General features: G+C 73.4%; 13 protein-coding genes. 12 read left to right on the top strand and 1 reads right to left on the bottom strand.

Translation table 11 applies throughout. The features are described 5' to 3' along the window. Nucleotides 1–216 precede the first annotated feature (216 nt). The 9 genes from F5972_RS17955 (at nt 217) to F5972_RS17995 (ending at nt 11,276) form a co-directional block, all read left to right on the top strand. Nucleotides 217–2,391 (top strand): hypothetical protein, encoded by a 2,175-nt coding sequence (locus F5972_RS17955; RefSeq protein WP_150934714.1) that lies wholly within the window; start codon nt 217–219, stop codon nt 2,389–2,391. A 176-nt stretch (nt 2,392–2,567) separates the two neighbouring features. Then, nucleotides 2,568–4,811, top strand: a complete 2,244-nt coding sequence (locus tag F5972_RS17960; RefSeq protein WP_150934715.1) for a hypothetical protein — start codon at nt 2,568–2,570, stop codon at nt 4,809–4,811. A 116-nt stretch (nt 4,812–4,927) separates the two neighbouring features. Then, nucleotides 4,928–6,037 (top strand): DegT/DnrJ/EryC1/StrS family aminotransferase, encoded by a 1,110-nt coding sequence (locus F5972_RS17965; RefSeq protein WP_150934716.1) that lies wholly within the window; start codon nt 4,928–4,930, stop codon nt 6,035–6,037. A gap of 4 nt (nt 6,038–6,041) precedes the next feature. After that, nucleotides 6,042–7,037 (top strand): glycosyltransferase family 2 protein, encoded by a 996-nt coding sequence (locus F5972_RS17970; protein ID WP_150934717.1) that lies wholly within the window; start codon nt 6,042–6,044, stop codon nt 7,035–7,037. Continuing rightward, on the top strand, nt 7,034–7,984 hold the full coding sequence (locus F5972_RS39395) for a WxcM-like domain-containing protein (protein ID WP_150934718.1): 951 nt from the start codon (nt 7,034–7,036) through the stop codon (nt 7,982–7,984). The genes F5972_RS17970 and F5972_RS39395 overlap by 4 nt, the downstream gene beginning before the upstream one ends. Continuing rightward, a complete protein-coding gene (locus tag F5972_RS17980; RefSeq protein ID WP_150934719.1) occupies nt 7,981–8,394 on the top strand; it encodes a GtrA family protein in 414 nt (137 codons plus the stop codon). The genes F5972_RS39395 and F5972_RS17980 overlap by 4 nt, the downstream gene beginning before the upstream one ends. A 16-nt stretch (nt 8,395–8,410) precedes the next feature. Beyond that, nucleotides 8,411–9,478, top strand: coding sequence for a glucose-1-phosphate thymidylyltransferase (locus tag F5972_RS17985; protein WP_150934720.1), 1,068 nt, complete (start codon nt 8,411–8,413; stop codon nt 9,476–9,478). Continuing rightward, nucleotides 9,475–10,452, top strand: a complete 978-nt coding sequence (gene rfbB, locus F5972_RS17990) for a dTDP-glucose 4,6-dehydratase (RefSeq protein WP_150934721.1) — start codon at nt 9,475–9,477, stop codon at nt 10,450–10,452. Before F5972_RS17985 ends, rfbB begins: the two co-directional genes overlap by 4 nt. 14 nt (nt 10,453–10,466) lie before the next feature. Next, nucleotides 10,467–11,276, top strand: coding sequence for a class I SAM-dependent methyltransferase (locus F5972_RS17995; protein WP_150934722.1), 810 nt, complete (start codon nt 10,467–10,469; stop codon nt 11,274–11,276). Nucleotides 11,277–11,303: 27 nt separating this feature from the next. Here F5972_RS17995 and F5972_RS18000 read toward each other — a convergent pair whose 3' ends face one another. Beyond that, on the bottom strand, nt 11,304–12,131 hold the full coding sequence (locus F5972_RS18000) for a peptidoglycan recognition protein family protein (protein ID WP_225311603.1): 828 nt from the start codon (nt 12,129–12,131) through the stop codon (nt 11,304–11,306). Between the two features lie 537 nt (nt 12,132–12,668). Here F5972_RS18000 and F5972_RS18005 point away from each other — a divergent pair. The 3 genes from F5972_RS18005 (at nt 12,669) to F5972_RS18015 (ending at nt 17,805) form a co-directional block, all read left to right on the top strand. After that, a complete protein-coding gene (locus F5972_RS18005; RefSeq protein WP_150934723.1) occupies nt 12,669–14,039 on the top strand; it encodes an MFS transporter in 1,371 nt (456 codons plus the stop codon). Nucleotides 14,040–14,287: 248 nt separating this feature from the next. Beyond that, on the top strand, nt 14,288–16,408 hold the full coding sequence (locus F5972_RS18010) for a molybdopterin oxidoreductase family protein (RefSeq protein ID WP_225311664.1): 2,121 nt from the start codon (nt 14,288–14,290) through the stop codon (nt 16,406–16,408). Beyond that, a complete protein-coding gene (locus F5972_RS18015) occupies nt 16,405–17,805 on the top strand; it encodes an FAD-dependent oxidoreductase (RefSeq protein WP_150934725.1) in 1,401 nt (466 codons plus the stop codon). Before F5972_RS18010 ends, F5972_RS18015 begins: the two co-directional genes overlap by 4 nt. Nucleotides 17,806–17,810 lie beyond the last annotated feature (5 nt).

A 17,810-nucleotide genomic window follows, 5' to 3' on the forward strand; every position in this document is an offset into this window, starting at 1 on the left:
CGTCACCTGCGCCTCGTCAGGATGACGCGCATGGAGACGACCTCGCCCGTCCGTGCTCCCGACGCCGCGCCGGTCCCGGGCGCGGCCCTGAGAACACGCCGGGCAACGCGCCGGACTACGAACCCGACAACGAACCCGACAACGCACCGGGGGCCGGCTCGGCGCGCCCTGCGGTCGCCGTGGCTGCCCGCCGCGGCGACGGCCTCGCTCACGGCGGTGGCGCTGCTTCGTTTCGGTGTCTCCCCGCGCGACCTGCTCGCCTTCACCGCGTACGTCGTCGTGTGCCTGGCCGGTCCCGGCGTGCTGCTGATCCGGGCCCTGCTGCCGGGCCGCCGTACGGCGGCGGAGGAGGCGGCCCTCGGCCTTGCTCTCGGCTACGCGCTGGAGACGCTCGCCTACATCGCCGCCCGCGCGGCCGGGCCGCCCCTGCTCGTCCTGGCCTGGCCCGCCACCGTGTACGCCCTGTTCCTGGCGTGGCCTGCCCTGCGCGGCCACTGGAGACGGCCGTCCCGCCGGCCCGCGCCGCTGTGGTGGTCGTGGGCGCTCGCCCTGACCATGGTCTACCTGCTGGCACTGGCCGTGGCGACGTTCCTCCGGGGCAACGCCCTCACCTGGCCGGCGCTGGCCTTCGCCGACGCCGACATGCCCTATCACCTGGCCCTGATCGGCGAGCTGCGGCACCACATGCCGCCGATGTCGCCGATGGTCGCCGGAGAGCCGCTGTCGTACCACTGGTTCGTCTACGCGCACTTCGCCGCCGCGAGCCGGATCACCGGCGTCGAGCCGCTGGTGCTGCTGTTCCGCCTCGGCATGCCGCCCATGATGGCCGCCCTCGTCGTCCTCCTCGCGATGATCGGCCGGCGGGTCACCGGCTCGTCCGCCGGCGCGCTGGTGGCGCTGGCCGGCACCGTCCTCATGACCGCCCCGAACCTCTACCGGGGGGCGAACATCGGGACGTTCACCTGGCGGGGCTTCCAGTCCTGGACCAGCCCGAGCCAGACGTTCGGCGCGCTGCTGTTCGCGCTCCTCGCGCTGGTGGCGATCGAACTGCTGCGGTCCCGCGCGCGGGACCCGCGCGCCTGGCTCCTGTACGGCGTGTTCTGCGTGGCGGTGACGGGGGCGAAGGCGACCCATCTTCCGCCGCTGGCCGCCGGTCTCGCGCTGGTCGCGGCGGTGCGGGCGATCAGGAGCCGGCGTCCGCCGTGGCCGGAGCTCGCCATGCTCGGCCTGACCCTGGCGTGCGCCGCGTACGCGCAGTTCGTGCTGTTCGGCGGGGCGCGGCTGGCCATGGGGGTCGATCCGCTGTCGCTGCTCCGCCGTGCCTGGGGGGAGCTGACCGGCCACCCCGGCGCGGTTCCGCCCGCCGTGTCGGTCGCGGGGATCACCGCGCTCTACCTGTCGTGCCTCGCGGTCACCTGGGGCGGGATGCTCGGCCTGGGCCACCGGCCGCGGCTGTTCCTGCGGCCCGACGTGACCCTGCTGCTCGGCACCGGCGCCGCGTCGGTGGGGGCCGTCCTGCTCCTCGGCCACCCGGCCGCCGGTCAGCTCTACTTCTTCGGCGCCGCCTACCCGTACCTGATGATCGTCGCCGCCTTCGGGCTCGTCACCGCGGTCCGCCGCGCGGCCCTGCCCGCGCGCACGGTCACGTACGCGGCAGGCGCCGGGGTGGTCTGCGCGAACCTCGTGCGGCTGCTCTGCGACGTCCGGTCGCCGCTGCCCGCCGGACAGCCGGACGGCGTCCTCTACCGGCCCTATGCGGTGCTGGCCGTCGTCGCGGTGACGGCGGTCGCGGTGGTCTTCCGCCTGAGGCGCGCCCGGCGCCGCGCGGGGGCCTGGGCGTGCCTGCTCGTCGCGTTCTGCGCGGTGGGCTGGCCCGCCGCCTGGACGGCCCGTGCGCTGTCGGTCGTGGACCCGGTCCCGCCGGGCACCCCCACGGGCGTGCCGCCGGTGGCCGCCGATGCCGTGCCTCAGGGTCTGGTGCCGGCGGCGCGGTGGCTGCGCGCGCACGCCGCGCCGGACGACCTGGTGGCGACGAACGCGCACTGCCGCTGGGGATACGCCGACCCCTGCGACACCCGGCAGTTCTGGGTGTCGGCGCTGACCGAGCGGCGCGTGCTCGCCGAGGGCTGGGCGTACACGGAGACGAACCAGCGGCGCTGGCGGCCGGGGGAGGCGGTGGAGAACCTCCCGTTCTGGGACGCCGAGCGGCTGCGGCTGAACGACCTCGCCTTCACCGCCCCCTCGGCGGAGGGGCTGCGGCTGCTCCGCGACCGGTACGGCGTGCGCTGGCTGATGGCCGACGAGCGTTCCGCCGCTTCACCGGCGGTGATCGGCAGGGTCGCCGCGCTGCGGTTCCGCTCGGGCGACTACGCCGTCTACCGGCTCCCCTGACGTAAAAGACCCGGCAAGATCGGGTCCGCCGGCGGGGTCCCGCCGCCGTGGGGCGGCCGTCCGCCGTCAGGCTTCACCGCATGGTCGAAACTCGGCGTCAGCCGCGATCCGCCGCGACGGGACGGCGGCACCCGGGGGATCGGCGGAGGGCCGCCGCGAGGGCGGCGCGGCGTCTGTTGGGGGCACGGTGGCTGCCGGGGGCGTTCGCGGCCGCCTTCGCGGTGGCCGCCGTGCTCCGCTACGGCGTCTCCGCCGTGGAGGTCGCCCGCTTCACGGCGTACGCGGGGCTCGGGATCGCGGCGCCGGGCGTGCTGTGGGTCCGGGCGCTCCACCGCGGCGGCCGTACGGCGGCCGAGGAGATCGCTCTCGGCCTGACCTGCGGGTACGCCACCGAAGTGTTCGCCTACATCGGGGCCCGCGCCCTGGGCGCGCCGCTGCTCGTGGCGGGCTGGCCGGTCGCCACGTACGTCCTCTTCCTGGCCGTGCCGGGGCTGCGCCGGCACTGGCGGAGCGGCCGAGGCCGGAGCGCGCCTCCCGTCTGGTACTCCTGGTCGCTCGCCCTCGCCTTCGCCTATCTGACCGCCTGGGGCGCGGTCACCTACTTCCGGCCGAACCCGCTGACCTGGCCGGATCTCGGCCGGTTCGTGAGCGACCTTCCCTTCCACCTGGCCCTGGCCGGTGAGCTGAAGCACCACGTGCCGCCCAGCCTGCCGATGGTCGCCGGCGAGCCGCTGCTCTATCACTGGTTCGTCTACGCGCACCTCGCGGCGGCGAGCTGGGTCAGCGGGCTTGAGCCGCTGGTGCTGCTGGCGCGTCTCGCCGTGCTGCCCATGCTCGCGGCCCTCGTCGTCCTGATCGGGATGACGGCCCGGCGCGTCACGGGCCTGTGGGCGGCGGCCTCGCTGTCGGTGGCGGGGGCCGTGCTCGTCGCGCTGCCCAGCCTCTACCTCGGCTCCAACGGGTCGTTCACGTGGGGCGGCATCCCCGACCTCGCCTGGACGAGCCCCACCCAGACCTTCGGCGCGGTGCTGTTCGCCGCGCTCGTGGTCCTGCTGGTGGACACGCGCCGGAATCCGCGCCACCGGGAAGCGTGGGCCCTGGCGGCGCTCCTGCTCCTCGCGGTCATGGGGGCGAAGGCGACGTATCTTCCCCTGCTCGCGGCGGGGCTGGTGACGGTGGCCGTGACGGAGACCCTCAGGCGTGGCCGCCCGTCCCGGCACGCCCTCGCGATGCTGGCGCTCACCGGCGGCTGTCTCCTGTACGCGCAGTTCGTCCTGTTCGGCGGGGCCCGGCAGGCCGTCGTCGTCGCGCCTCTCTACACCGTACGGGCGTCCTGGCAGGAGCTCACCGGGCGGGGACAGCTCGCGTCGCCGTCGCCGGGCTCGCTGTGGGCCATGACGGGGGTGTGGCTGCTGGGCTGGCTCGTCACCTGGTCGGGGACGGCCGGGCTGCTGATCCGGCCCCGGTCGCCGCTGCGGCCACCGCTCGCCCTCATGCTGGGCATGGGCGCGGCGGGCCTCGGCACGGCGCTGCTGCTGGGCCATCCCAACCGCAGTCACCTCTTCTTCCTCTGGGGGGCCTACCCCTACCTCGTGATCGCGTCGGTGTGCGGGCTCGTCGCCGCCGTGCGGCGCGCGCGGCAGCCGCGCCGGGTGACGGCCGCCGCGGCCTGCGCGGGGGTGGCCGCCGCCTACGTGGTCCCCGCCCTGTGCGGGGTCCGGGTGCCGCTCGGCCCCGGCCGGCCGGACGCCGCTCTCGTCACGCCCTACCTCGTGCTGGCGGCCCTCACGGTGCTCACGGCGGTCGTCGTGGCCCGGATGCGGGGACGCCGCCGCGGGACGGCCGTGGCGCTCGTCATGCTCGCGGGCGCCGGCCTGCTCGCCGACGCCCACGGGTTCGTCCTCGGGCACCTGCCCGGGCGAGGCGGCTCGGGTGGTGCGGTCGCGGCGGAGCGGGCGCAGTCAGTGCCGCCCGATGTGCCCGCGGGTGCGATGGCGGCCGGACGCTGGCTGCGCGACCACTCCGCCCCCGGCGACCTGGTCGCCACGAACGCGCACTGCCTGCGGGGCACGGAGAGCCACTGCGACAGCCGCCACTTCTGGGTGTCCGCGCTGTCGGAGCGCAGGGTGCTGGTCGAAGGCTGGGCCTTCTCGGAGAGGAGCGAGGGCGCCTGGCGGCCGGACCGGCCGGCGACCGTGCTCCCGTTCTGGGACGGGCGGAAGATGGCGGCGAACGAGGCGGCGTTCACGACCCCCTCGGCGGCGGCGATCGGGCTGCTGCGCGACCGCTACGGGGTGCGCTGGCTGGTCGCCGACGAACGGCTCACCGGGCCGGGGACGAGCATCGGCCGGTTCGCCGGCCTCCGCTTCCGCTCCGGTGACTGGGCGGTTTACCGGGTGCCGGGCGGCGGGGGTCACTGATCCCGTCATGAAGGGCAAAGAAACGATCGCGGCCTGCGTCGGAGCGTCCTGCGGCGGGGAGCCGGTGGTCTGATCGCGCTGAGCACGTCGAGCGTTTCGAGACAGCGAGGGAAGACGTGGCTGAGCAGATCCCGGTGAACGACCTCCGCCGGCACGCGCGCGTGTCGGAGAAGGAGGTGAGCGCCTCCGTCGGACGGGTGCTGGGCAGCGGCCGGTACGTCCTGGGCGAGGAGTGCGAGTTCTTCGAGAAGGAGTTCGCCGAGTTCTGCGGCACGGCCCACTGCGTGGGCGTCGCCAACGGAACCGACGCCATCGAGCTCGGGCTGCGCGCGCTCGGCGCCGGCCCGGGCGGCCGGGTGGCCACGGTCGCCAACGCGGGCCCCTACACGACGACCGCCCTGACGGCGCTCGGCGCGCGGCCGGTGTTCGTCGACGTGGACCACGAGACGAGGCTGATGGACCTCGCTCACCTCAAGCAGGTCCTGGACGAGCACGTCCTCGACGCGGTCGTCGTCACCCACCTCTACGGGCTGCTGCACGACATGGAGACCGTGCTGGACCTCGCGAACCGGGCGGGGGTCCCCGTCCTCGAGGACTGCGCCCAGGCCCACGGCGCCCGCCGGGACGGCCGGCGCGCCGGCTCCTTCGGCGCCGCGGCGAGCTTCAGCTTCTTCCCGACCAAGAACCTCGGCGCTCTCGGCGACGGCGGCGCCGTCGTCACCGGCAGCGCCGAGGTGGCCGAGCGGGTCAGGCGGCTGCGGCAGTACGGCTGGGAGCCGAAATACCGGGTCGCGACGGCGGGCGGGCGCAACAGCCGCCTCGACGAGGTGCAGGCCGCGGTCCTGCGGGCCCGGCTGCCCCTGCTCGACGGCTGGAACCGGCGGCGCCGGGAGATCGCGGCCCGCTACTCCCGGGAGATTCGCGGCGCGCGGGTGACCTGCCCGCCGGTGTACGGGGAGGAGTTCGCCGCCCACCTCTACGTCGTCGTGAGCGACGACAGGGAGGCGCTGCGGGCGCACCTCGCCCGCGCGTCGATCCTGACGGACGTCCACTACCCGGTGGCCGACCACCGCCAGGCCGTGCCGGGCAGGGCCGGTGACCGGGACGTTCCGGTCGCCCTTCCGGTCACCGACGCGCTGACGGCCTCGGTCCTGACGCTGCCCTGCTTCCCCGAGCTCACCGACGAGGAGGTCACCCGGGTGATCTCCGCCGTCGGCGCGTGGTGACGCGATGTTCTCGGTGATCGTTCCCGTCTACCGGAACGCGGAGTTCGTCCCCGCGCTGATCGCGGAGTTCGGCGGCGTGAGCGCGGCCGTCGCGGAACGCCACGGGATGCCCGTGGAGTTCGTCTTCGTGGTCGACGCGAGCCCGGACGACAGCCACGAGCTGCTGCGGACGGCCCTGGCGCAGGCGCCGTTCCGCTCCCAGCTGCTGCTGCACGCGCGCAACTTCGGCGCCTTCGCCGCCATCCGCACCGGCCTGCGGGCGGCCCGCGGCGACTACTTCGCCGTGATCAGCGCCGACCTCCAGGAACCCCCGGAGCTGCTGCTCGGTTTCCTCGACGAGCTCGTGGAGGACCGGGCGGACATCGCGGTGGGCGTCCGCAGGTCGCGTGAGGACCCGGGCCCCTCCCGCCTGGCGGCCGGCGTCTTCTGGAGCTTCTACCGCCGGTTCGTCGTCCGGGACATCCCGCGCGGAGGCGTCGACGTCTTCGGCTGCAACAAGCGCATCAGGGACGAGCTGCTGCGGCTGGAGGAGGCCAACAGCTCGCTGGTCGGGCTCGTCTACTGGCTCGGCTTCCGGCGCAGCGAGGTGCCGTTCGAGCGGCGCGCGCGGGCGTTCGGCAAGAGCACCTGGACGTTCCGCAAGAAGGTCGACTATCTGCTCGACAGCGTCTTCGCCTTCACCGACCTGCCGATCCGGATCCTCACGGTGCTCGGCGCGCTCGGGTTCGCGTTCGCCGCCTTCCTCGCCGTCTTCGTCGTCGTCATGCGGCTGACCGGGCAGATCGCGGCGGCGGGCTACACGACCACCATCCTGGTCATCACGTTCTTCGGCGCGCTCAACACCCTCGGCCTCGGGTTCCTCGGCTCCTACGTCTGGCGGAGCTACGAGAACACCAAGAAACGGCCCCTCGCCCTGGTGAGCTCGGCGCTCTCCTTCGACGGCGCCCCCGGGACCTCCGGCGCCCTCTCCGATCTCCTTCACTCCGGCAGGCGGCCGTGAAGCAGCCCCGCATCCACCCGCAGGCCCTCTGTGAGACCGCCCACGTCGGCGCCGGCACCCGGGTCTGGGCCTTCGCGCACGTGCTCCCGGGGGCGCGGATCGGCGCCGACTGCAACATCTGCGACGGCGTCTTCGTCGAGAACGACGTCGTCGTGGGCGACCGGGTGACCGTCAAGTGCGGCGTCCAGCTCTGGGACGGCGTCACGATCGAGGACGACGTGTTCGTCGGCCCCAACGCGACGTTCACCAACGACCCCTTCCCGCGCAGCTGGGTCCGTCCCGCCACGTTCGCCCGTACGGTGGTCCGCGCGGGCGCGTCCATCGGGGCGAACAGCACGATCCTGCCCGGCGTGGAGATCGGCGCCGGGGCGATGGTGGGCGCGGGAGCCGTCGTGACGCGCCCGGTGCCGCCGAACGCGATCGTGGTGGGCAACCCGGCGCGGGTCAGCGGATACACCGCCGTGGCTCGGAAACCCGCCACTCCCGCGGAGAGCGACGGCACGCCGCGCCCGGGCAGGACAGAACTCGGCGTCGGCGGGGCGAGCCTGCACGAACTGCGCCTCTTCCGCGACCCGCGCGGCGAGCTTTCCGTCGGCGAGTTCGGCCGCGAGCTGCCGTTCACGCCCAGACGCTTCTTCCTGGTCTCCGGCGTGCCGGGCCACGAGGTGCGGGGCGAGCACGCGCACCGCAGCTGCGAGCAGTTCCTGGTCTGCGCGCGCGGCTCGTGCCGGGTCCTGCTGGACGACGGGCACGACCGCCGTGAGGTCACGCTGGACCGCCCCAGCCTGGGCGTCCACATGCCGGCCATGATCTGGGGCACGCAGTACCGGTACTCGCCGGACGCCGTGCTCCTGGTGTTCGCCTCCGACCACTACGACCCGGACGACTACGTCGGCGCGTACGAGGAGTTCCGGAAGCTCGCCGCGGGACGAGCGGCGCGCGGGTGAGGAGCTCCAGGTTCGCCCGCTTCCTCACCGGCGGCGCGCTGAACACCGCCGTCACGTACGGGCTCTTCGTGGTCCTCTCGCGGTGGCTGCCGCCCGCCGTCGCCTATTCGGCCGTCTTCCTGCTCGGCATCGCCCTGTCCTACGTCGTCAACAGCGTGTTCGTGTTCCGGGTGAGGGCGTCGGCCGGTTCCGCCGTCCGCTTCCCGGCCGTCTACCTGGCCCAGTACGCCACCGGTCTGGCCCTGCTGACGCTGCTGACGCGGATCGGGGTCGACGGCCGGGCGGCCCTGCCGCTGACGATGTGCGTGACCGTCCCGCTCACGTTCGCGATGACCCGGCACGTGCTGGTGAAGGCCGCTTCGCGGGAGCAGCCCGCGAAGGAGGACGCAGGGAGTCTGAGCAGAGTATGAAAGGACTGCGTGAGCGGTGAAGGCACTCGTTCTGGCGGGCGGCAAGGGATCGAGGCTGCGCCCGCTCACCCACACCTCGGCCAAGCAACTCGTCCCGGTCGCGAACAAACCGGTGCTCTTCTACGGGCTGGAGGCGATCAGGGACGCCGGCATCACCAGCGTGGGGATCATCCTGGGGGACACCGGCCGTGAGGTGCGGGATGCCGTCGGCGACGGTTCCGCGTTCGGGCTCGACGTCACCTACATCGAGCAGGAGGCCCCGCTCGGTCTGGCGCACTGCGTGCTCATCGCCAGGGAGTTCCTGGCCGACGAGCCGTTCGTGATGTATCTCGGCGACAACTTCCTCGTCGACGGCATCACGGGGCTGGTCGACGCCTTCCGCGCGGCCGGCTGCGACGCGCGCATCCTGCTCACCCGGGTGGCCGAGCCCCAGTTCTACGGCGTGGCCGAGCTCGGGCCGGACGGGGAGATCGTCGGGCTGCAGGAGAAGCCGGAGTTCCCGCGCAGCGACCTCGCGATCGTCGGGGTCTACACGTTCTCGCCGGCGATCCACGAGGCGGTGCGCGCGATCAGGCCGTCCGCCCGGGGCGAGCTGGAGATCACCGACGCGATCAAATGGCTGATCGACACCGGCCGCAGCGTCCAGTCGCACTTCGTCACGGGCTACTGGAAGGACACCGGGCGCCTGGAGGACATGCTGGAGTGCAACCGCATGGTCCTGGAGGCGATCGAGCCCGACGTCGGCGGCAGCGTGGACGGCCTCTCCGACATCACCGGCCGGGTCGTCATCGCCCCCGGGGCCGTCGTGGAGCGCTCGGTCATCCGGGGACCGGCCGTCATCGGCGCCGACACCAAGATCATCGGCTCGTACGTCGGCCCCTACACCTCCATCGGGGAGGGCTGCGTGCTCGACGACGCCGAGGTCGACTACAGCATCGTGCTCGGCGAGTCGGCCATCAGGGGCGTCTCCGGCCTCACCCACTCGCTGATCGGCCGGTACGTCGAGGTCACCCGGGCGACGGGGGTGCCGAACACCTATCAGCTCATGGTCGGGGATCACAGCAAGGTGCAGGTGCGCGCATGAGGATCCTGGTCACCGGGGGCGCCGGGTTCATCGGCTCCCACTACGTGCGGTCACTGCTGGCGGGGGTCTACCCGGGGCACGAGGACACCCGGGTCACGGTGCTCGACAAGCTGACCTACGCCGGCAACCCGGCGAACCTCGCCCCGGTCGCGGGCGATCCCCGCCTCGTGTTCGTCCTCGGCGACGTGTGCGACGCGGGCCTGCTGGGCGACCTGGTCCCCGGGCACGACGTCGTGGTGAACTTCGCCGCGGAGACGCACGTCGACCGCTCCATCAGCGGTGCGGGCGACTTCGTCACGACCAACGTGCTGGGCACGCAGCGGCTGCTGCAGGCCGCGCTGGAGTCGGGCGTCGGCACCTTCGTCCAGGTCTCCACCGACGAGGTCTACGGGTCGATCGACGCGGGCGCGTGGACGGAGGCGGAGCCGCTGCTGCCGAACTCGCCCTACTCCGCCGCCAAGGCCGGCGCCGACCTGCTGTGCCGCGCCTACCACCGCACGTACGGGCTGGACGTGCGGGTGACGCGGTGCTCGAACAACTACGGGCCGTACCAGTTCCCGGAGAAGGTCGTCCCGCTGTTCGTCACCAACCTGATCGACGGGCGGCCCGTGCCGTTGTACGGCGACGGCCGCAACGTGCGGGAGTGGCTGCACGTCGACGACCACTGCCGGGGCATCCAGGTCGTGCTGGACAAGGGGGAGCCCGGCGAGGTCTACAACATCGGCGGGGGAGTGGAGCTCAGCAACCTCGACCTCACGCGGCGGATCCTCGACGCGTTCGGCGCCGGGTGGGAGATGGTCGAGTATGTGCCCGACCGGGCCGGGCACGACCGGCGCTACGCGCTGGACAGCGGCCGGATCCGCGCGATCGGCCACGAGCCCCGCATGGACTTCGACGAAGGGCTGGCCGAGGTGATCCGGTGGTACCGGGACCACCAAGACTGGTGGCGCCCCCTGCTGGGCCGCCGAGCGTGAGGGGAGGGCACGTCGTGAGGAACGTCCGAGTCGTTGTCAGGAACGCCGCCCGGCCCTCGTACCTGCCGGTGATGCTGCGGAAGGCGTGGGTGCGCCTCGGCCACGGGCACGACCGGGAGAGGGACGCCGCCCGCCGCTGGGCGGCGTGGCACGCGCGGGACCTGGACGCCTGGGGGAGCGCCGTCGACCCCGTGGTGTGGCGGGAGGGCCGGGCGTTCGCCCGCGCCCACGCCGACGCGGTGCGGCCACGGCTGGAGCGGCTCGCGGAGGCGGGCGTGAACCTCGGCGGCGGGGGCGGGGTCGAGCTTCTCTACCTGCTGACGAGGATCGTCCGGCCCGCGCTCGCCCTGGAGACGGGCGTGGCGGCCGGCTGGTCCACCACCGCGATCCTCGCCGCCATGCGCGCCAACGCGAACGGCCGCCTGCTGTCCAGCGACTTCCCCTTCTTCCGGCTGCCCGATCCCGAGCGGTACATCGGATATGTCGTCCCCGGCGACCTCAGGCACCGGTGGACGCTGCGCGTCCGGGGCGACCGGCGTAACCTGGAGGAGCTGCTGAGCCCGGACACCATGGTCGACCTCGTCCACTACGACTCGGACAAGACCAGGAAGGGCCGGGAGTTCTTCCTGCGGCGCGTGCGCCCGCACCTGACCCGGCAGCACGTGCTGGTCATGGACGATATCCAGGACAACCTGGTCTTCCGGGAGTACGCGGAGCGCCAGCCGGCCTTCCGGGTCTTCGAGTACGAGGGCAAGTTCATCGGCGTGACGGGCGGCGGGCTGCCGGCCCTGGAGCGCCGCGGCCTCGACGCCGGACGCCTCTGACGCCGCCTGCCCCCGCCCCCGCGTCCGTCAGAGGACGCGGGGGTGCCGGGTCAGGTCGTGCGGGCCGACCGCCGGGCCGTGCTCGAACGGCAGGTCGCCGACGAGCGCCGTACCCTCGCCGTAGCCGTCGACGGAGCCGTCCGGCAGCGCCGGCCACGGCGGCACGGCCCCGAGGCGGCGGGGCGCCCGGCCGCCCAGGCGGCGCGCCACGTCGGCCCGCAGCTGCGGCAGGTACGCGTAGAGGCGGTCGCCCGGGCAGGCGGTCCGGTTGAGGTCGCGGTGGCCGACGATGGCCACACGGGGGTCCAGCTCGTACGCGTCGCACAGCCACGCCAGCAGGGAGGTCAGCGCGGCCAGCTGCCGGGCGGGCGGCAGGCAGGAGGTGTAGGTCCCCTCCGTCTCGATGCCCAGCGTGTGGTCGTTGTGGTCGGCCGCCTGCGCCCCCAGCACGTGCTTACCCGCCTCGGCGGCCGGCAGCGAGCGGTTGCGGCCTTCCAGGACGTAGCCGCCCCGGCTGACCGTGAACTGCTCGCCGATGTCCTCCCAGCCGTTGCGCCGCATGTGGTAGCGCTGGATCGACCGGGACAGCCGGAAGGCCGCCTCCAGGTCGGCCGCGCCGGTGTTCGCGGTCGCCGTGTGGTGGACGACGAGCCGGTCGGGGGCCCGGTCGAGCACCTCGGCCTTGCTCCTGGGCGGGTCGGCCCGCCACTCGGAGCGGGTGTACACGCGCGGCCGCCGGGGGCCACGGGCCGCCAGGGCGGGCCCGGCCAGTGCGGTGATCCCGCCCTGCGCGGACAGCAGCGCCACGGACAGGTACGCCGACGACAGGAACGCGCGACGCGAGATCGCTGGCAATCCGTCCTCCCGGGTGGGCGCGGGCCCTCACGGGCCCGCATCAGGCGGGAGGCGGCTTCGATATCCCCGTCCGTCACCGCGGATATTCCTGCGGCCGGGAAACCGGTCACATGTCAGCCGAAATGTCCGTGCCATGCCGGTGCCACTCCGGGGGCGGAAACGGCGCACCCCGGTCACGAAACAGCAGTACCGTGATCACGGGAATGTCGTGAAATGGCCGCATGAGGTGCTCCCCGAATTCTCTGTGGCCAGGGCGCCGGCCTTCCGTGACGGCCTGCGACCACCGCGTACCGGGCGCCGGGCGGCACGGGTGCGGCCGGTGACACGCCGCCTTAACGCGGAGCCCCGCGCGGGCGACCGATCGTTTCCGCGGTGTTGCATCCGTTATGCCTGTGGATTGCATGTTTCCGGGGTGCGGCACATGTAACGGCCGCACGATCACACATCGTCAAAGTGCGTAACGACCCCTTCCTAGCGTCGGTACCGGTCCCCAGCTGAGAAAGACGCCCCCAGCTGACACGAGACGCAGGAGGAAAGATGACCGTGACGCAGGCGGCGAACACGGCTACCGGCGAGCCAGGGAAGGGCCGGTGGATCGGTGACTGGCGGCCGGACGATCCCGCGTTCTGGGAGGGCACCGGGAAGAGGACGGCCCGGCGCAACCTGGTGTTCTCGATCCTGGCCGAGCACCTGGGCTTCACGCTGTGGACCGTCTGGAGCATCGTCGCCGTCAAGCTCGGCGGCTACAAGTTCTCCACCGACCAGCTGTTCTGGATCGTCTCCCTGCCCAACCTCGTCGGCTCCGCGCTGCGCATCCCCTACACCTTCGCGCCCGCGCGGTTCGGCGGGCGCAACTGGACGGTGGTCAGCGCGCTGCTGCTGCTGGTGCCGGCGGTGCTGCTGGCGGTCGCGGTGAGCGACCCGGGCACGCCCTACTGGGCGTTTCTCGCCATCGCGGCGACGGCCGGGGTCGGCGGCGGCAACTTCGCCTCCAGCATGGCCAACATCACCTACTTCTACCCGCAGAACAAGCAGGGCGCGGCCCTCGGCCTGAACGCCGCGGGCGGCAACATCGGCGTCAGCTCGGTGCAGCTGCTGATGCCGCTGGTCATCGGGGGCTTCGGGCTCGCCGCGGCCGGACTGTTCTGGGTGCCGTTCATCCTGCTCGCCGCCGCCGGGGCGTACTTCTTCATGGACAACCTCACCTCGGCCAAGGCGGAGCCGAGGGAGATGGCCAAGGCGGCCGGCCGGGCCCAGACGTGGATCATGTCGCTCCTCTACATCGGCACGTTCGGCTCGTTCATCGGTTACTCGACGGCCTTCCCGCTGCTGATCAAGTCGCAGTTCGCCGAGCACGCCTCGATGGTCTCGCTGGCGTTCCTCGGCCCGCTGGTCGGTTCGCTCATCCGGCCCGCCGGCGGCTGGCTGTCGGACCGCCTCGGCGGCGCCGCGGTCACGTTCTGGAACTTCGCCGCGATGATCGGCGCGGTGCTCCTCGTGTGGCAGGCCATGTCCGCCCACAACTTCGCGCTGTTCTTCGTGGCCTTCATGCTGCTGATCGGCACCGCGGGCATCGGCAACGGCTCCACGTACCGGATGATCCCCGCCATCTTCCGCGCCAAGGCCGTCGCGGGCGTCGAGCCCGGCACGCCCGCGTACGAGGAGGCGCTGCGCATCGGCAAGCGCGACGCGTCGGCGGCCATCGGCTTCATCTCCGCGATCGGCGCGTTCGGCGGCTTCTTCATCAACCGCGGGTTCGGCAGCTCCATCGCCGCCACGGGCGGCGCCGGAGCGGCGCTGGCGGCCTTCGCCGCCTTCTACGCGCTGTGCTTCGCCGTCACCTGGTTCTGCTACATGCGGACCCTCGGCGCGAAGGCGGCCCCCAGCCTGGCGGCGGCGCGCGTCTGACCCGTCACCGGACCCCCCACCCCGGCGGGCGCCAGTGCGGCGCCCGCTCTTTTCCGCCGTACGTCTCACCGGCGGCGACAGCACAAGTGAGCTCCGGAGACGACGAGGTCTCTCACCACGCCGCGATCGCCGAAGTTAGCGCGGTTGGCGCCTTGTAGCACAGCGGTAACAGAAGGGACCCAGCGGTGAAACCGCCTGTACCCACCATCGGATCCATGCCGATCTCACTGCACGCTCCCGGTCCTGTGATGTCACAGGTCCACGGGGACACCACAGTGGGCTCGGCCACGCACTGCCCGTACTGCGCCCTGCAGTGCGGCATGCACGTCGCGAACGGCGAGATCACCCCCAGGGAGGACATCCCGGCCAACGCCGGCGGCCTGTGCCAGAAGGGCTGGACGGCGGCCGAACTGCTCACCTCGCCCGAACGGATCACCACCCCGCTGCTCCACGGGAAGCCGGTGACCTGGGAGGAGGCGCTCGACTACACCGCCGGGCGCCTGCGGGCCATCCGGGCCGAGCACGGCCCGGACGCCGTGGCGGTGTTCGGCGGCGGCGGGCTGACCAACGAGAAGGCCTACCAGCTCGGCAAGTTCGCCCGGGTGGCGCTGCGGACCAGCCAGATCGACTACAACGGCAGGTTCTGCATGTCCTCGGCGGCGGCCGCCGTCAACCGCGCCTTCGGGATGGACCGCGGCCTGCCGTTCCCCATCACCGACATCGGCCGGGCGGACGCGGTCCTGCTCGCCGGGGGGAACGTCGCCGAGACCATGCCCCCCTTCGTGCGGCACCTGACCGCGATGCGGTCCCGGGGCGGCCGGCTCGTCATGATCGACCCCCGCCTCACGCAGACCGCTCGGCTGGCCGACCTGCACCTGCAGGCCACCCCGGGCACCGACCTCGCGCTGGCGCTGGGCCTGCTGCACATCGCGGTCGCCGAGGGCTACGCCGACCTCGGCTACCTCACCGCGCGCACCACCGGCTTCGAGGCCGTGCGCGACTCCGTATCGGCCTGGTGGCCCGAGCGGGTGGAGCGCCTCACCGGCGTCCCCGTCGCCCAGATGCGCGAGGCGGTGCGCATCCTCGGCGAGGCCGGACGCGCCATGATCCTGACCGGCCGGGGCGCGGAGCAGCACGCCAAGGGCACCGACACCGTCACCGCGTTCGTCAACCTGGCGCTCACCCTCGGCCTGCCGGGCCGGGAGGGCTCCGGGTACGGCTGCGTGACCGGCCAGGGCAACGGCCAGGGCGGCCGGGAGCACGGCCAGAAGGCCGACCAGCTCCCCGGCTACCGCAAGATCGACGACCCGGCGGCGCGGGCGCACGTCGCGGCCGTGTGGGGCGTCGACCCCGACGACCTGCCCGGACCCGGCAGGTCGGCGTACGAACTGCTCGACGCGCTCGGCACTCCGGAGGGGCCGAGGGCGCTGCTGCTGTTCGGCTCCAACCCCGTCGTCTCCGCGCCGCGCGCCGGGCACGTGACGGAGCGGCTGGCCGCGCTGGACCTGCTCGTCGTCGCCGACTTCGTGCTGTCGGAGACCGCGGCGATGGCCGACGTCGTGCTCCCCACGACCCAGTGGGCCGAGGAGTCGGGCACGATGACCAACCTGGAGGGCCGGGTGCTGCTGCGCCGCCAGGCCGCCGCGCCGCCGCCGGGCGCGCGCAGCGACCTGCGGATCCTCGGCGGCCTCGCCGAGCGGCTCGGCTGCGGCGAGAAGTTCCCCGCCGACCCGCGCACCGTCTTCGACGAGCTGCGCCGGGCCTCCGCCGGAGGCGTCGCCGACTACTCCGGCATCACCTACGAGCGGATCGCGGCCGAGACCGGCGTGTTCTGGCCCTGCCCCGCCACCGAGATCGGGACCGAAGCGGGGACGGAACCGCACCCGGGGACGCCGCGGCCCTTCCTGGACCGCTTCGCCACCCCCGACGGCCGGGCCCGCATGGTGCCGGTGGACCACCGCCCGCCCGCCGAGGACGTGGACGAGGAGTTCCCCCTCTATCTGACCTCCGGGCGGGTGCTCGCCCACTACCAGTCGGGGGCGCAGACGCGCCGCATCCGGCCGCTCAACCAGGTCGCGCCGGAGGTCTTCGTGGAGGTGCACCCCGAGCTCGCCGAACGGCTGAGCATCGCGTCCGGCGACCTCGTGCGGGTGCGCAGCCGCCGCGGCGCCGCCGAGGCGGTGGCCCGCGTCAACACCTCGATCCGGCCCGACACCGTGTTCATGCCGTTCCACTGGGAGGGCGTCAACCTGCTCACCAACCCGGCGCTCGACCCGATGTCGCGGATGCCGGAGTTCAAGGTCTGCGCCGCCGCTCTCGAACGGTGCACAGGTGGGGACTCCGCCGAGGACAGGGAGCGTGGCGCGTGAGGCTCGTCGTGGTGGGGAACGGCATGGCCGGCGCGCGTCTCGTCAGCGAGGTGCGCGCCCGGGACCGGCACGTCAAGATCACCGTTTTCGGCGCCGAGGCCTGGCAGCCGTACAACCGGGTGCTGCTGTCGAACGTGGTGGCCGGCACCTCGCGGCCGGACCAGGTCCGGCTGCTCGGCCCCCGCTGGCACGCCGAGCACAACGTGACCGCGCACCTCGGCGTCGAGGTCGTCGCGATCGACCGTGACGCCCGGACCGTCGTCGCGGCCGACGGGACGCGCGAGCCGTACGACGTGCTCGTGCTGGCCACGGGCAGCGAGCCGGTGATCCCGGCGATCCCCGGCGTGGAGCGGGCGACGGCGTTCCGCACGCTGGACGACTGCGACCGCATCAGGGAGGCCGCCGCGAGCGCGCGCAGCGCGGTCGTGATCGGCGGCGGGCTGCTCGGCATCGAGGCCGCGCGCGGGCTGGCCGGCCGGGGCGTCCCGGTGACGCTGCTGCACGTGCGCGACCACCTGATGGAGCGCCAGCTCGACGCGGAGGCCGGGCTCATCCTGCGGGAGACGCTCGGCTCGCTCGGCGTCGCCATCCGCACCGGCGTCACCGTGACCGCGGTGCGGGAGCGCCACGTCGAACTGGCCGGAGGGGAGCTCGTCGACGCCGACCTGGTGGTGGTCGCCTGCGGCGTGCGCCCGGTCGTCGGGCTCGCCCGCGACGCGGGGCTGGAGGTCGAGCGCGGCGTCGTCGTGGACGACGAGCTGCGCACCGACGATCCGTCGATCTTCGCCATCGGGGAGTGCGCGCAGCACGCCGGCCGGGTCTACGGCCTGGTGGCACCGGCCTGGGAGCAGGCGTCGGTGCTCGCCGACCTGCTGACCGGGGCCGACAAGGGCGCACGCTACCGGGGCTCGCGGCTGGTCACCCGGCTGAAGGCCAAGAGCGTGGAGCTCGCGGCGATGGGCGAGACCCACCTGACCGACGAGGAGGCGGAGATCGTCCGCTTCTCCCACCGGCACAAGGGCACCTACCGCAAGCTCGTCATCCGCGACGGCCGGCTGGTCGGCGCGATCCTGCTGGGCGAGACCTCCGCCGTGGGCACGCTCACCCAGCTGTTCGACCGGGGCGGGCCGCTCCCGGGCGACCGGACCGGCCTGCTGTTCCCCGGCGTGGCCGCCGCGGCGACGGCCGACAACCCGACCCGGATGCCGGACTCGGCCCGGGTCTGCCAGTGCAACAACGTGACGAAGGGCCAGATCAGGGCGTGCTGGGAGTCCGGCGCGCGTGACGTGGAGGCCGTGGCCGCCGCGACGAGGGCCACCACCGGGTGCGGCGGCTGCCGCGACGCGGTCGAAGGCATCGTCGGCTGGCTGTGTGAACAGGAAGGCGTGAGCGCATGAGGGAA

Source organism: Microbispora cellulosiformans (assembly GCF_008728085.1).
GTDB lineage: Bacteria > Actinomycetota > Actinomycetes > Streptosporangiales > Streptosporangiaceae > Microbispora > Microbispora amethystogenes.